The sequence below is a fragment of the Alteromonas sp. Mac1 genome (genome assembly GCF_001562125.1).
Taxonomy (GTDB): Bacteria; Pseudomonadota; Gammaproteobacteria; order Enterobacterales; family Alteromonadaceae; genus Alteromonas; species Alteromonas stellipolaris.
In genome coordinates this window covers 2,222,533-2,238,116 of sequence record NZ_CP013932.1, presented here as the reverse complement: position 1 = coordinate 2,238,116, position 15,584 = coordinate 2,222,533, and the positions used below count along the sequence as shown (strand labels likewise).

Below are 15,584 nucleotides of genomic sequence, written 5' to 3'. Positions count from 1 at the left end.
TATTAATTTTTAAGGGAGATTCTCGTGCAGCAAATAGACTATATTATCAACGAAGCGAATGCTTCCGTGTCAGCGACTGTAAATGGGCAACACTATCCTTTACCCGCATTGTGGCTTCGTGAGCGTTGCCAAGACTCAGAAAACCTGGATAAAACCACTAAACAGCGCTTTTTCGACCCACATCAATTAGATGAAAATGTGTCGCTGGTTAAGGTAGAAAAGAAGCACAATACGCTTGCTAACCTTACGTTCAGTGACGGGTATTCTGGTGAGTACGATTTGAACGAGTTCGCTGCCGACTTCGATGTTTGGGATGGCGCGCCTAATGATATTCCGTGGAAAAGCAATGTGGACAAGTCATTATTTCATATCGATTTAGCCACGTTGAAATCGGAAGCGGGGTTAATTAAAGGAATAGAAATATTCTTAACCTACGGTGTGCTAATTGTTGATAACGTGCCTACTGAATCAGACGCGGTATTAGAAGTAGCAAACCTATTTGGCCATGTTAGAGAAACGAACTTTGGTAAATACTTCGAGGTTTTCACCCGTCCAAACTCGAACGATCTAGCATATCGTTCAGTACCGTTAGGGCCACATACCGATAACCCTTACCGAAACCCCATGCCGGGTATTCAACTTCTACATTGTTTAGAAAACCAAACGACAGATGGCTTGTCGACCCTGGTAGATAGTTTGTCGGTGCTAGAGCAGTTGAAAAAGGAAGATCCCGATGGTTTCGCATTGCTTTGCAAGGTACCTGTTCGTTACCGCTATTATGACAACGATGTTGACTTGATAGAAAGGCGTACCATGATTGAATCTGATCCCAGTGGCAGAATTACGGGGATCGCTTATAGCCCAAGACTCGACTACTTGCCGCTATTACAAGATGAAGAAATGGTTATATTTCATCGAGCCCGTAAACGTCTGGGGCAGTTGTTGTGTTCGCCTGAATATGAGTGGCGTTTCAGATTAGAGCCCGGTCAATTGCAGATGTTTCACAACACCCGGGTGTTACATGGGCGAACAGGATTTGACCCTAGCGAGGGGCGTCGTCACCTACAAGGTGCTTACATAGATATTGATGCACCGAAAGGCCGTTACAATGCGCTTAAAAGAAAGCAAGGCTCTATGTATACCAACGCTGCGATTGAATTAGCAAGTACTAACGGTGAGTTTGAAATAGCGGATACCAAGGCCACAGAAGAAATGAGAGGTTAAGTGATGGAAACTGTTCAATTTCGCCAGATGAAAGACGGAACAAAAGAAGAGTATTTGTTTCTTACCAAACACGAAGATGAATACGCGAAAGGCTTGCCCGATAGAATATTACAAGCGCTGAAAAATTTAGAGAATACCTTATCAGGCTATCAGGTTTCACGACTTGGACACTCATTGCAATCAGCAACCAGGGCAGAAGCCGATGGCGCCGATGAGGAAATGATAGTAGCGGCACTTATTCACGATCTTGGTGATGACTTAGCGCCGCACAATCACTCGCAATACGCGGCATCGATTTTACGCCCCTATGTGCGACCTGAAGTGACTTGGATAATTAATCAGCATGGGTTATTTCAAAACGTGTATTACGCTCACTTTTTAGGGGGCGACCCGAATGAGCGCGAATACTTAAAAGGCCATCCTTGGTATCAAGCCTGTGTAGATTTTTGTGAAAAGTGGGATCAATCGTCATTCGACCCTGACTATCCTACCAAGCCACTATCACACTTCGAGCCATTGGTTAGAAAGATATTCTCTAGAACGGCATTCGACCCCAAATATGTAGGTGAACAAACCATGGGTAAAAGTGCAGTTGATATCGCCATGTCGGGAACGAGCGAGTAAAAATTGTAAGTCTGGTAAAGGTTAGGTAAAGGCATAAGAAGATCTATTCTTGTATTGGTCTATACCCCCATATAACTAAGTACACGGCATTGTCGCCGTACTCTTAATTTGTTGGGAGTAATACTTTATGAATTTACTTACGAACTTACGCTTAATACCCATTGTTTGCTCTATCACCTTGCTAAGCGCATGTGCAGTGCCGCTACATGGTGGCGGTGCACGTGGCGGCTTTCATGGTGGGAATGCAGCGTTAAGTATAGGTGCGGGCATTGCGGCTGGTGTTGCTGTTGCCGTGCTAGCGTCCCCGCGATATGAGCCAGGACATAGAGTAAAGCACTTACCTAAAGACGCTGCCTTCATTCATCACCATGGCATAGACTATCGGTATAGAAATGGTGTGTATTATCGCAAAATAGGAGGCGATTTTACTGTAGTGCTTCCACCTGCAGGGATCATCATTCATACCTTACCTGATCATCCCGATACCATTTTTGTCGATGGGCAAACCTACTATGTTGTAGAAGGGGTGTATTACAAACGAATGGATGGTGAGTATATCGTAGTAAATGCCCCGGTCGAATGGTCGCGAGCAGACAGCGGTGAGTATGAAGCAGGCAAGCACTACGATGTACTTCCTGAAGGTGCGCAGCCAGTAAAAATACATGACACACAGTACTTTTTGTACGGTGGTTTATATTTTCTGCCTCAATCAACTGAAGGAAAAGTAAGCTATTTAGCGGTTAGACTGAACTAGTGTTGCCAGGATACAAATTTTTCATATTGCTATTTTCTTCATAGGCATGACAAACTGAAAACCTACGCATGTTTATGAATGGAACGCGAGTTCATGCTCCAAAAAATCATTATGTTTTCTTCCAGTATTGCTCTTTCGATATTGGCCATTTTAGTGTGCTTTGGTGTATTAGATGCCCTATGGCTAGGCTGGATAGCCCGCGACTGGTATACCACCGAAATGGCGAGCTTATTGCGAGAAAACTATATTACTTGGCCTTGGGTTGTGTTCTATTTAATGTATGGGTTTGTCGTCTTTGTATTAGCCGTAGTGGCAAACAGAGACAAACCACTTTACTACGCAGGTATTGATGGAGCACTGCTGGGGCTTGCAAGCTACGGTGCTTATAACCTAACTAACTACAGTATTGTTGAAGGTTTTACGCTGTTTATCACGGTGATTGATTGGGCCTGGGGCACTTTCTTAACCAGTGTAAGCGCAATGGCGGGCTGGACGGGCTTTCAACAGGTGCGAAATAGTGAAGAGAAATAAACGCTCTGGCCGATTTTTAGTCGGCTCTTTAAGCTGGTTTTTTAGGCTGGCTCTTTAGGTAAATAAGGCAGTAAAACCAATCCCCTGAAATGCTGCCTTTTATTTCGTTACCCCCTATCAAATTTCGTGCAAATTCGGTACTATCCGCGGTCTTATTTTACAGTTGATAAGCGGACTATGTTTGAAGTAAACCCCGTTACCAATGCGATAAAAGATATCCGCGAGCGCACCGACGCGCTTAGGGGGTACCTTTGACTTTGATGCAAAGTCAGAGCGCTTAGAAGAAGTTAACCGAGAGCTTGAAAGCTCTGAGGTATGGAACGAGCCAGAACGCGCACAAGCGTTAGGCAAAGAAAAGGTGGCCTTAGAACTGGTTGTAGAAACCATTCACAACCTTGAGCAGGGCACCGAAGACGTTGAAGGTTTGCTTGAACTCGCCGTTGAAGCAGAAGATGAAGAAACCTTCGATGAGGCCAATAAAGAATTAGAAGGCCTACTTGAGCAACTTGAAAAGCTTGAGTTTCGCCGGATGTTCTCACAGCCTAACGATGCCAACGATTGTTATATTGATATTCAATCTGGCTCTGGCGGCACAGAAGCGCAAGACTGGGCTAATATGCTCCTTCGTATGTACCTTCGTTGGGGTGAGGCTCACGGCTTCAAAACCGAACTTATTGAAGTATCTGATGGTGACGTAGCGGGTATCAAAAGTGCTACCTTGCGTATTGCAGGTGAGTACGCTTTTGGTTGGTTACGTACTGAAACGGGCGTGCATCGCTTAGTGCGTAAGTCGCCATTTGACTCAGGCAACCGCCGTCATACGTCGTTTTCATCAGCGTTTGTTTACCCTGAAGTGGATGACGATATCGATATTGATATCGACCCTTCAGATTTACGTATTGATACCTACCGTGCATCTGGCGCGGGTGGTCAGCACGTAAACAGAACAGATTCAGCGGTGCGTATTACCCACGAACCTACAGGTATTGTAGTGCAGTGTCAGAACGACCGCTCGCAGCACAAGAATAAAGATCAGGCGATGAAGCAGTTGAAAGCTAAACTCTACGAGTATGAGCTTCAAAAGCAAAACGCCGAGAAACAAGCGATGGAAGACAGCAAGTCAGATATCGGCTGGGGAAGTCAAATTCGTTCATACGTACTAGACGACTCTCGCATTAAAGATTTGCGTACTGGCGTGGAAACACGCAACACTCAGGCCGTGCTAGATGGTGGCCTGGATAAATTTATCGAAGCCAGCCTTAAATCAGGGCTGTAATCCGAACAACGAAAGTGAATAGGTTATGACTGACCAACAAACCGACGAAAATAAATTAATTGCTGAGCGCCGAGCAAAACTAAGCGCAATTCGTGAGCAGTGCCGTGCAAATGGCTTCCCAAACAGCTTCCGTCGTGAAAACTATGCTGACGAACTTCAAGGCAAGTTCGGTGAACTAGATAAAGAAACCTTGCAAGAGCAAGGTAACAAAGTAAGCATTGCTGGCCGTATTATGGCTAAACGTGGTCCTTTCATGTTGCTTCAAGACATGACAGGTCGCATTCAAGCTTACGCAGACAAAGACACTCAAAAAGCCCTTAAAGCCCAATACGGCGCGCTAGATATTGGTGACATTATTGGTGTTGCTGGTGTATTGCATAAGTCGGGTAAAGGCGATTTATATGTGAACATGGAAGAGTATGCATTGCTAACCAAAGCACTGCGCCCTCTACCAGAGAAGTTCCATGGCCTAAGTGACCAAGAAACTAAATATCGTCAGCGTTACGTTGACCTTATTACCAGCGAACAAACCCGTAAAACCTTTATGATCAGAAGTAAGATTGTAAATGGTATTCGTAACTACCTAACTCAGCGCGACTTCCTTGAAGTAGAAACGCCTATGCTGCAGGTTATTCCAGGTGGTGCTACTGCGAAACCGTTTGTTACTCATCATAATGCGTTAGACATTGATATGTACTTGCGTATTGCCCCAGAACTTTACTTGAAGCGCTTGGTGGTAGGTGGTTTCGAGCGTGTGTTCGAAATTAACCGTAACTTTAGAAACGAAGGGCTTTCAACGCGTCATAACCCTGAGTTCACCATGTTGGAATTTTATCAGGCCTATGCTGATTTCAACGACCTGATGAACTTAACAGAAGATATGTTGCGTACCCTTGCCGAAGATATTCTAGGTTCTAGTGTTATTACTAACACCACTAAAGATACCGACGGTAACGTGGTTTCAGAAGTTCAGTACGACTTTGGTAAGCCGTTTGAGCGCTTAAGTATGGGCAACGCCATTCTAAAATACTGGCCAGAAGCCAATGAGGCCGCTATTCGCGACCCAGAAGCTAACCTTGATGCACTTAAAGCCATGGCTAAACAGTTGCATATTAAAGAGCCTGAAGTTGACGGTATCTGGGGCGCTGGTAAGTACCTATGTGAAATCTTCGAAGCTACAGCAGAAGAGAAGCTTGAACAGCCTACGTTTATTACTGAATACCCGTGGGAGGTATCGCCTCTTGCACGTCGTAACGATGACAACCCGTTCATTACCGACAGGTTTGAATTCTTCGTTGGCGGCCGTGAGCTAGCAAACGGCTTCAGCGAGTTGAATGACTCTGAAGATCAAGCTAAGCGTTTCTCTAAGCAAGTTGAAGAGAAAGATGCTGGTGACGATGAAGCAATGCACTACGACGAAGATTACATTCGTGCATTAGAGTATGGTTTACCGCCTACGGCTGGTGAAGGTATTGGTATTGACCGATTGGCCATGCTATTTACTGACAGTCCAACGATTAAAGACGTGATTTTATTCCCGCACATGAAGCCTGAAGTGTCGAAAGGCGCTGAAGAAGAGTAAGCTGTGTAGATGACCTTATGCATACGTTATAAAAAAGCAGCGTATATAAAAAACAGTTTACAGCGCTTATGTTAAACGCGCAGTGACTTGTTTTGTAAGAAGGGTGTTGAGGGGAACTTCAATACCCTTTTTTTGTGCCATATTAACAATGTAGCCATTAATTGCTTCAATCTCGGTTTGTCGCTGGTTCTTTACATCTTGATGCATACTGGAGTAGTTATTGCCGGTAAGACTTGCGACTTTAATTACCTGCTGTTCAACTTCAATCGCATCAAAACACTGCCCACATGCATTAGCCACTTGAGCAAATTCTTCACAAAGCGTTTTGCGTTCATTAGTAAACTGCTCACCAGCAATATGGCTATTGGTTATATTATTCAGCGCAGTTAGCGGGTTTATCACCACATTAATAGCAAGCTTGGCCCACAATGCCTGCATAATATCAGTTTGATATTTCACTGGTGGAAGCAGCGCATGCAAAGTGTGACACACACTTTTCGCCCATTCAGGTATGGCTGAGTGTTCGTGCGAAAGCAAATGAGGGGCAATACCCACTTGAGTGGCGCCCACGCCGGTGTAAATAACCTGAGTTGCCGTGCGCTTCATCGCCCCATGGCTGGTGCTAGCAAGCAGCAATGGCTGGCCCGATGGCAATAGCGATTTCGCTATTTCATATCCGCCCATACCATTATGTAAAAGCACAACTGGTGTGTTGCTCCCTAAAAATGGCAACCATTGGGTAAGCGCGGCTTTTAGGTGATGTACCTTTAAAGGCAGCACTAGAATATCGTTATCAGAAAGATGAGGTTTGGTTCTGCTTATTTGCGTAACGGGGTATGCGGTACCATCAATCCATTCTAGGAAATAAGAAGTGGGTGTCCCATTCTCATGTTGTGAATAGCGTGTGGGTGTCTCAGTTTTAGGTAGCTCACCATTATGTTGCTCAAGGCTAGGTTTCTGAAAACCAGATTTATCAACTTGAGATACAGGGCTTCTTGGATAAAGCGCGTAAGGCATGGTTTGCTTTTCGGCAGCCCCCGCAAGTAAAGAACCGATAGCGCCGCGGCCTGCAATGTGGATTTTTTTTATCGCGACCTGCTCAGCCTTTACGTTTTCGGTTTTCTGCACGCCTAGAATTGCTTTGTTACTTTTCATAATTTGCTTAGGTTTTGCTAACTAACCGTAGTAAGGAAGGCGCAACGTCAGGCCAGTTAAAAGTATCCGGTTCCGGCAATTCAGCTAACCAGGTCGCCACTTCACTGTCAGCAAATAAATCACCTGAGAGTATTGGCGCTTTCACTGAAATAGTGCGAGAGGGAAGGGGAATGCTTAACCAACCTGCATGTAGATGTAATCTATCGGATGGTTTACCGCTATAGAGCGTATCACCATGTATAGCTGCGCCCACACTTTTAAGGGCCACCCGAATTTGATGGGTTTTGCCCGTAAGCGGTTTGACGATAAATCCGCGGTAGCCAGGTTTGGCTGATTGACTAAAAAACTGGGTGACTGCAGGGTTCTCTTTGCTTTTGAGTAACATGAACTGGCCGCCACGGCGATTTTTCATATCACCCACAATAGTACCTTGTTTCTTTTTCGGCTTGTCGGCACTAATGGCTAGGTAGTATTTACTAACCTGACGGGTGGCAAAGGCATCACCAATAAGTGCTGCTGTATGGGCATTTTTGGCTAAACATAAACAGCCAGAGGTGCCGGTATCTAAGCGATGACAAAGGTGAAGCTGGTTATAACCGGTTTGCTCGCGAAGCCGACTGACGATGCCTAATGTATGGGTGTCTATATTAGTGGTATTGGCAGAATCAGCGCTTTCACTGGTTCTTATATTCTTACCAGTGCTATTAGCATTTTGAGTATTAGCACTGTCATGCATGGCTATGCCGGAAGGCTTGTTGACGATAAGCACATCGTTATCGTCAACTAAAATAGGTATTTCGTTCACTTAGGCTTTTTCGAGCAATTTAATGGCTTCGTCGTAGTCTAGTTCGTCTACCGCGTCTTCAATTCCTTGCTTCGTTTCAGCAGGCAGTGAAAGCACACTTAGCCACTCATCAAGTGTTGACTGGGAAATGAATTCACTGGCTTTTAATGCTGTAATAAATTGATCGCGCGCTTGTGCCGCTACTGCGCTAGTTACTTCAGGCGCAGCGGGCTCAGGAGCAGCCGATAATGCATCAACAGCTGCTATGGTTTCATCAACTAGAGCAGAAAAGCTGGCGTAGTCATCGGGAAGGCATTTGTCGTTTCTTACACTTGCTTCAACGGGCTTACTGGCGTGATGTAAAGCAAATAACCCAAGGTTACCTGCCACACCTTTTAGCGTGTGAATTAAAGAATATGCGTCGTCGAAATTACCTTCTTTCACTAATCGCTGTAAATCATCGTTTGCTGAGCGATATTCATCCGAAAACTTATTCAATAAGGTTAACAACAGTGTTTTATTACCACTTAGTTGAGACATGCCAAATTCAAAATCTAAGACTGTTGCGGGCTGATCCATATAAGTTCCTTTAACTATGTTTCTGTACTGTGTTCACTGTCAGTGTATTTCAGAATTTTATAAATTAATACAATGATAGCAAGTCAGAGCAAGTAAAGCGTTAAAAAGTCTGGTAGTCTTCGATGAAACGTATGCCCCAGGCCATTGTCTCAACGGTTGTATTATTATAAACGCTAGTGTGATGCGAGTTAAATGTATTGCAAAAGCGAGGCCACCTAGAAGGATCCAGCATGTCAGGAAGTTTGGCGTTTCGCCTTATTGTTGCAGTTTTTGCTATTAGCGTACTTAATGGATGTCAAAGAGCAAACGTAGACACCCCCGCCGATAGCTCCGCAGTTACTATCCCATACGAAAAGTACACGCTCAGTAACGGATTAACGGTTATTCTTCACGAAGACCATTCCGATCCACTCGTTCATGTAGATGTGACATACCACGTTGGCTCGGCCCGTGAAGAAGTCGGTAAGTCTGGTTTCGCGCACTTTTTTGAGCATATGATGTTTCAAGGCTCGAAACATGTAGCAGATGAACAGCATTTTAAAGTGATCACCGAAGCCGGTGGCAGTTTGAACGGTACTACAAACACCGACAGAACGAATTATTACGAAACTGTGCCTGCTAACCAACTCGAAAAAGTGTTGTGGCTTGAAGCAGACCGAATGGGGTATTTGCTTGAAGCAGTCAACCAAACCAAATTTGAAAACCAGCGTGAAACCGTTAAAAACGAACGCGCTCAGCGAGTAGATAACCAGCCTTACGGACTAAGACATGAGCTAAATGGCGAGGCTATGTATCCTGAGGGGCATCCCTATTCATGGATGACGATTGGATATGTTGAAGACTTAGATCGAGTTAACGTAAACGACCTTAAAGCCTTTTTCAAACGCTGGTATGGGCCAAACAATGCAGTGTTAACCATAGGTGGTGATATAGACAGTGCGAAAACCAAAGCACTAATAGCGCAATATTTTGGAGACATTCCAAAAGGGCCTGAGGTTAAAGATCCTGAGCCTCAGCCCGTGACCCTATCTGAAACACGCTATATGACCTTAGAAGATAAGGTCCACTTACCCTTACTTCAAATCACTTTCCCTACTGTATATGCACGCCACCCTGATGAAGCACCATTAGATGTGCTGTCTGACATTCTAGGTGGCGGTAAAACGTCTTTGTTTTATAAAAATTTAGTGAAAGAAGGCATGGCTGTCCAAGCTGTAGTGTCACACCCATGCCGGGAGCTTGCCTGTGAATTTCAATTAATTGCCTTGGCTAATCCAGCAAAAGTGCAGTCACTGGATGAGCTTCAAAAGGTAATAGAAGCCACCCTGGCTGAATTTGAAACCCGCGGTGTTAAACCTGACGATTTAGCGCGAACCAAAGGCAGTATTGAAGCATCTACCGTATTTGGCTTACAAAGCGTAGCCGGCAAAGTGACTGCGCTTGCGGCCAATGAGACTTTTTATCAAACTCCAGATCTAGTGTCTGAAGATATCGCCCGTTATAATTCAGTGACCGCTGAAGATGTAATGCGTGTCTATAAAAAATATATCAAAGACGCCAATAGTGTGGTGTTGAGTATTGTGCCAAAAGGCCAGCCTCAGCTGCAGGCTGCCCAGCCCACGTTTGAGCGCCCCGTTCGAACACTACCTGAAACGCAGCCCGATAATCACGAATATACGTCTTCACCATCTAGTTTTGACAGAACCGAACAACCGAAAGCCGGGGAAGCACCTGTAGTGACGGTGCCGGATTACTGGGAGCGTGAACTAGCAAATGGTGTGAATGTACTTGGTGTGACCATGAGTGAAACACCAACGGTAGCCCTTACCATTAGTATGGATGGTGGTATGTTGCTAGATGCTGAGGGTAAAGCGGGTACAGCGTATCTCACCGCATTAATGATGAATGAATCTACGCAAAACTATACAAATGAAGAATTAGCGAACGAGCTAGCTAAATTAGGCAGCTCAATTCGCTTTAGTGCAGCAGGCCGATACTCACAGGTATATGTGTCTACGTTAACTAAAAACGTAATGCCAACTTTGGCACTACTAAAAGAGAAATTCTTCAACCCTGCTTTTGAAGAAAGTGATTTCATTCGAATGAAAGAGCGGGTGTTGCAAGGCCTGCAGCAACAAGCGAAAACGCCGTCTAGTTTGGCTCGACGTGCGCGAGATTTAGTATTATTTGGTGCCGACAATCGCGTAAGTCTTCCTGATGAAGGGACCATTGAAACGGTCCAGTCCATCACACTTGACGATGTGAAGCAGTTTTATAATCAGTATTATTCACCCAGTAAAGCGAGTGCGGTAGTCGTGGGTAATATGAGTTCTGATGCGGTAGTAGATGCATTAGATTTCATGTCGAAATGGGAAGGTGAGGCTTATACCTTTGAAGATTATGATGCTTTCCCTACCTACGATAAGAACCAAGTGTTTTTGGTAGATAGCCCCAGTGCAGTGCAGTCGGTGGTTTATATTGTTAAACGTAGCTTACCTTTTGATGCAACCGGCGATTACTTTAAATCTCGTTTAGTGAACTTCCCACTAGGTGGCGGCTTTAATAGCCGGATAAATCTGAACTTGCGTGAAGACAAAGGCATTACCTATGGCGCGAATAGTGCGTTTATGGGAGGCAAAACCCTAGGTTGGTTTGAAGTTGGAACTGATTTAACGGCAGCGAACACTGCCCAAGGCATTACTGAAGTTTTTAAAGAAATAAATCAGTACATCGACAACGGGGCGACTGACGAGGAAATTCAATTTATGCGTAATGCGTTTACGTTGAGCGATGCCTTAGAGTTTGAAACCCCCAATAGTAAAGCGCGCTTTCTTCGTCAGTTGCAAAGTTATGGCCTTGAAAAAGGGTACCGAAACGAGCAAATTGAAATAATTAATAGCATCAGTAAAGACGAAATTAACGCGCTTGCTAAGCAATATTTGTCGACAGATGCATTGCAAGTTATCGTTGTTGGCGATAAAGATGCGATTCTTGAGCAATTGGAGTCGTTAAATATGCCGATCATCGAATTATCGGTAGATACCAATAGTCGAGAAAAGATAAACTAAGTATCTGATAGCAAGTCATTGGTAATATTGACTTGAATTTAATACGTTGTTCCCCATTTTGAGGGGAACAACTCATCCATGGATATGAACATTGACTGTAAACTCAACGTGTTTCAACGAGCGTTTGGCTGCGCTTAAATCACCTGAATTTTTAACGGCACTTACGCAAATTAAACGTGGTGTTGAGCGTGAAGCGTTACGCATTAAGCCGAACGGTGCTCTGTCGCAAGAGCCTCATCCAAAGGCGTTGGGCTCTGCGCTAACGCACGACACGATAACCACAGACTTTTCAGAGTCGTTGTTAGAGTTTATTACGCCACCTGAAAGTAGCGCCGCTAAAACTATTACGCAGTTACAAGATGTTCATAAGTACACCATTGATAATATTGGCGATGAGCAAATTTGGCCACTCAGCATGCCGTGCTTTATCGAAGATGAAGCGCATATTCCTATTGCTTATTTTGGCGAATCTAACATTGGCAAAATGAAGCGAGTGTATCGCATTGGGTTAAAAAACCGCTATGGCAGCATGATGCAGGCGATTGCTGGCGTACATTTTAACTTTTCTTTCTCTAATGATTTCTGGAAACTTTGGGCTGCGCTTAACGGTACTGAGCATAGCCAAGATCAGACTTCAGCCGATTACTTCTCATTGATTAGAAACTATCGTCGCTACTGCTGGATAATTCCTTATCTATACGGTGCTTCACCTGCGTTGTGTGGTTCGTTTTTGAAAGGAAAAGAACATGCACTACCATTCGAAAAAGTGGGCAAGGGTACGTATTACATGCCGTATGCCACATCATTGAGAATGAGTGACTTGGGATATACCAGTGCAGAGCAGTCTTCACTTAAAATTTGTTACAACCAGTTAGATAACTATGTTCGTTTGCTTCGCGGTGCTATGGATACGCCATCAAATCGCTTTAGTAGCTTTTCTGCTGGTGAAGGTGGTAATTATCAGCAGCTCAGCAGAAATATTTTACAGATAGAGAACGAGCTGTATTCGCCAATTCGTCCAAAGCAGCCTACGCAGTCTATGGAAAAGCCGACCGATGCGCTGGTTAAGCGCGGGATAAGCTACATTGAAGTGCGTGCGTTAGATGTAAATCCATTTTCGCCTATTGGTATTAGCCAAACCCAATTCGATTTTCTTGATGTGTTTTTGTTGACGTGCTTGTTGAAGCCCAGTGCTGAATTAGACGAAGCTCAGCTAAATGAAGCTAAAGACAATATGAACCGAGTGGTGTTAGAAGGTAGAAAACCTAATTTGGTACTTAATCACAACAATGAGGAAACTTCACTAACAGCGTGGGCTTCATCACTGTTTGAAGAGTTTGAGGAAGTGGCGAAAATACTCGATTTGGCAAATGATACCACTCGATATAGTGACGCAGTTGCTGCAGAGGCGAAGAAAGTTGCAAACCCTGCGTTAACCCCTTCAGGTGTTCTTTTAGATGAACTGCTTAAACATGACAAAGATAATGGTGTTTACGGCCTAGAGTTAGCTGCACGTTATCAAGAGCAGATGAAAGGGTTCGATTATCAGCAAACGACGGAAGCTATGTTTGTAGATGCCGCTGAGACATCGTTAGCAGCGCAAGCTGATGTGGAAGCCGCTGATACTAAAGACTTCGACAGCTTCATTCGTGATTATTTTAACGAACCGCTAGCAAAAAAAAACGCCTGATATAAATCAGGCGTAGAAGGTTCCAGGGAAACACACATTTTACTAGAACATAAGTTAAGACAAGCTATGCATCAAAAGTTCAAACCGTTGTGCATTTTTTTATCAAGTTTGGTCGTGCTTTTTCCGCTATTTATCGCTGGGTGCGCTACAACACCGCCGAAAGACAGCAGTAATTTGTGCGAAATCTTCTTTGAAAAAGATGATTGGTACGATGCTGCAGCCGATGCACGTGATAAATGGGGCGTACCCATTCATGTGCCGATGGCGATGATGTATCAAGAAAGCTCCTTTAGGCACGATGCATTGCCACCCCGTGATTATGTATTTTTCGGCTTAGTCCCCTGGGGCAGAGTTAGCTCCGCTTATGGTTATTCCCAAGCTAAGACACCCACATGGGCCGACTACATGCGCGAAACTGATAACAGCGGCGCTGATCGCGACGATTTCGAAGATGCCATCGATTTTATGGGTTGGTTTATTTATAAATCGCAGAAGGTAAATGGCATTTCAAAGTGGGATGCATACGCTCAATACTTGAATTACCACGAAGGCTGGGGTGGCTATAAACGTAGAAGTTACGACCGTAAACCTTGGCTGAAGAAAGTAGCATCTAAGGTGAAAGCAAGATCGTTACGCTACGCCACCCAACTTAAAACCTGTGAAGAAGAACTAAGCAAAGGCTGGTTCATGAAGCTTTTTAGCTAGGTTTGTGGAAGCATAGATTGTTGGACACTCACCTTCAAAACATGGACACCCACAAATTTTAAAAGTTTAGACACCCATAGGCTCAGGTTTATTTAGGTCAGGTGAAAAGAGAGAACTAAGACACTCACAGTTATTAGAACCTTGGACATAACATGGATGTCCAAGGTTTGTTTGATAAAATGAAAACCTCAGTCAATTGATTCAAAACAGAGGGAAAACTAACCCAAGGTTCAGTTTTCTCCTATGACAGATTAATCCACTATAAACATCAAATACCCACACCAAAACTTCAGCATGCCGCGTCCTCGTAAGTCACTAATATGTTTAGATGAGACTCCTTACTATCATTGTGTTTCTCGTTGTGTCCGTAGAGCATTTCTATGCGGTAAAGACAGGTTCAGTGGAAAAAGCTTCGAGCATAGAAGGCAGTGGGTAGAGAACCGCTTGCTTAAACTTGCGAGTGTATTTGCCATTGATGTTTGTGCTTACGCAGTCATGAGTAATCATACGCATACTGTCCTCCGAGTAGATAAAACCCTAGCGCTCGCAATGAGTCCGGAGGAAGTGCTAACTCGCTGGCATACGCTTCATAATGGAACCTTGCTCACTCGTCAATTTATGAATAGAGATCAGAGGCCTAATCTTTCTGAAGCACAAATAAAATCGGTACTTGCTTGCGTGGAAGTTTATAGAAAGCGATTGTACGATATAAGTTGGTTCATGCGGCTTCTTAATGAGTTTATTGCAAGGAAAGCAAACAAGGAGGACGAATGCACAGGGCGCTTTTGGGAAGGGAGATTTAAGTCTCAAGCTCTGTTAGATGAGTCAGCGTTACTGGCTTGTATGGCCTATGTTGACTTAAACCCTATTAGAGCTGGTAATGCGAAGACACCTGAAAAGGCAATGTATACCAGTGTGAAACGTCGCATAGCAAAGGCGAAAACGAACAAACAACCCACAGAGCTACTTCCATTTATTGGTGATTCACAACAGAACAAGTTAAAAGGCTTACCATTTCGAGTCGATGATTATTTGCAGCTTGTGGATCAAACCGGTAGACAGCTAAGAAGTAACATAAAGGGAGCAATACCGCGAAATTGTGAGCCTATTTTATCGCGCACCGGTTTATCACAAACAGATTGGTCTGCCGTTGTAGGCTCTATTGAGAGTAACTTCTCCAGCAAGATAAGCTTGGGATTGGTAAAACGAAGAACTGGAGTGAGCCATCAACTAGCCTGCTAAATTGAAGACTATTTTCCTACCAAAGTATCGTATCTTGCATCAGAAACTATTGAGGCGAGTTGTTATCGCTTTTTCAGTAACACTCATTCATTATCTTATAGTTAACCCTTAATTTAACGAACGCGTCCGTTCAGATTAAACGGACAATAAAAAGTGTCCGATCGGACATTCTTGCTACTTATAAGTTTAAAATAACTATATAAATCAGTTGTTTAATTGTTGGCACGCTATTCGTATTACTAGTTAAAACCTTCAACAAAAAAAACTAGATGAACATGTTGCTTTTTCACTTTATCAGTCTGCCTATTTTTATCTTTATTATTGTAGTCTTGCTCGCTAATTTTGAGTTAGTGAATCATGAGGATGCCTT

General features: G+C 43.9%; 13 protein-coding genes. 10 read left to right on the top strand and 3 right to left on the bottom strand.

Translation table 11 applies throughout. From position 1 onward, the window contains the following. Positions 1-24: 24 nt before the first annotated feature. From AV939_RS09510 to lysS, 6 genes are all read left to right on the top strand, one after another. The gene (locus tag AV939_RS09510; RefSeq protein ID WP_061997600.1) at positions 25-1,224 is read left to right on the top strand and encodes a TauD/TfdA family dioxygenase; all 1,200 of its coding nucleotides are present in this window, start codon (positions 25-27) and stop codon (positions 1,222-1,224) included. A 3-nt stretch (positions 1,225-1,227) separates the two neighbouring features. After that, the gene (locus tag AV939_RS09505) at positions 1,228-1,848 is read left to right on the top strand and encodes an HD domain-containing protein (protein WP_063457192.1); all 621 of its coding nucleotides are present in this window, start codon (positions 1,228-1,230) and stop codon (positions 1,846-1,848) included. Positions 1,849-1,975: 127 nt separating this feature from the next. Next, on the top strand, positions 1,976-2,602 hold the full coding sequence (locus AV939_RS09500; RefSeq protein ID WP_061997598.1) for a DUF6515 family protein: 627 nt from the start codon (positions 1,976-1,978) through the stop codon (positions 2,600-2,602). 93 nt (positions 2,603-2,695) lie between these two features. Beyond that, on the top strand, positions 2,696-3,133 hold the full coding sequence (locus AV939_RS09495; RefSeq protein WP_061998190.1) for a DUF2177 family protein: 438 nt from the start codon (positions 2,696-2,698) through the stop codon (positions 3,131-3,133). Positions 3,134-3,310: 177 nt separating this feature from the next. Further along, positions 3,311-4,409, top strand: a protein-coding gene (gene prfB, locus AV939_RS09490) for a peptide chain release factor 2 (protein ID WP_126871927.1) whose coding sequence is annotated in 2 segments (ribosomal slippage) — positions 3,311-3,385 and positions 3,387-4,409 — 1,098 coding nt in all. Because the reading frame shifts where the segments join, the coding sequence is not laid out codon by codon here. Between the two features lie 25 nt (positions 4,410-4,434). Beyond that, on the top strand, positions 4,435-5,991 hold the full coding sequence (gene lysS / locus AV939_RS09485; RefSeq protein WP_057793158.1) for a lysine--tRNA ligase: 1,557 nt from the start codon (positions 4,435-4,437) through the stop codon (positions 5,989-5,991). A 66-nt stretch (positions 5,992-6,057) separates the two neighbouring features. Here lysS and AV939_RS09480 read toward each other — a convergent pair whose 3' ends face one another. Genes AV939_RS09480 through AV939_RS09470 form a run of 3 tightly spaced genes read right to left on the bottom strand, consistent with a single transcriptional unit; the run spans position 6,058 to position 8,509 of the window. Then, a complete protein-coding gene (locus AV939_RS09480) occupies positions 6,058-7,146 on the bottom strand; it encodes a ketopantoate reductase family protein (protein WP_057793156.1) in 1,089 nt (362 codons plus the stop codon). Positions 7,147-7,153: 7 nt separating this feature from the next. Further along, entirely contained in the window at positions 7,154-7,951 is a 798-nt protein-coding gene (locus tag AV939_RS09475; protein ID WP_061997597.1) for a pseudouridine synthase, read from the bottom strand. Further along, positions 7,952-8,509 carry an Hpt domain-containing protein gene (locus AV939_RS09470; RefSeq protein WP_057793151.1) on the bottom strand — a complete coding sequence of 186 codons (558 nt, stop codon included), beginning with the start codon at positions 8,507-8,509 and terminating at the stop codon, positions 7,952-7,954. It lies immediately after the preceding gene. Between the two features lie 230 nt (positions 8,510-8,739). On the opposite strand from AV939_RS09470, the gene AV939_RS09465 reads away from it, so the two are divergent. From AV939_RS09465 to AV939_RS09450, 4 genes are all read left to right on the top strand, one after another. After that, positions 8,740-11,577, top strand: a complete 2,838-nt coding sequence (locus tag AV939_RS09465; protein ID WP_156454635.1) for a M16 family metallopeptidase — start codon at positions 8,740-8,742, stop codon at positions 11,575-11,577. A gap of 91 nt (positions 11,578-11,668) precedes the next feature. Then, the gene (gshA, locus tag AV939_RS09460; protein WP_057793148.1) at positions 11,669-13,267 is read left to right on the top strand and encodes a glutamate--cysteine ligase; all 1,599 of its coding nucleotides are present in this window, start codon (positions 11,669-11,671) and stop codon (positions 13,265-13,267) included. A 66-nt stretch (positions 13,268-13,333) separates the two neighbouring features. Then, positions 13,334-13,972, top strand: coding sequence for a transglycosylase SLT domain-containing protein (locus tag AV939_RS09455; protein ID WP_013784996.1), 639 nt, complete (start codon positions 13,334-13,336; stop codon positions 13,970-13,972). Positions 13,973-14,266: 294 nt separating this feature from the next. Continuing rightward, positions 14,267-15,214, top strand: coding sequence for a transposase (locus tag AV939_RS09450; protein ID WP_057793146.1), 948 nt, complete (start codon positions 14,267-14,269; stop codon positions 15,212-15,214). The last annotated feature ends 370 nt before the right edge of the window (positions 15,215-15,584 follow it).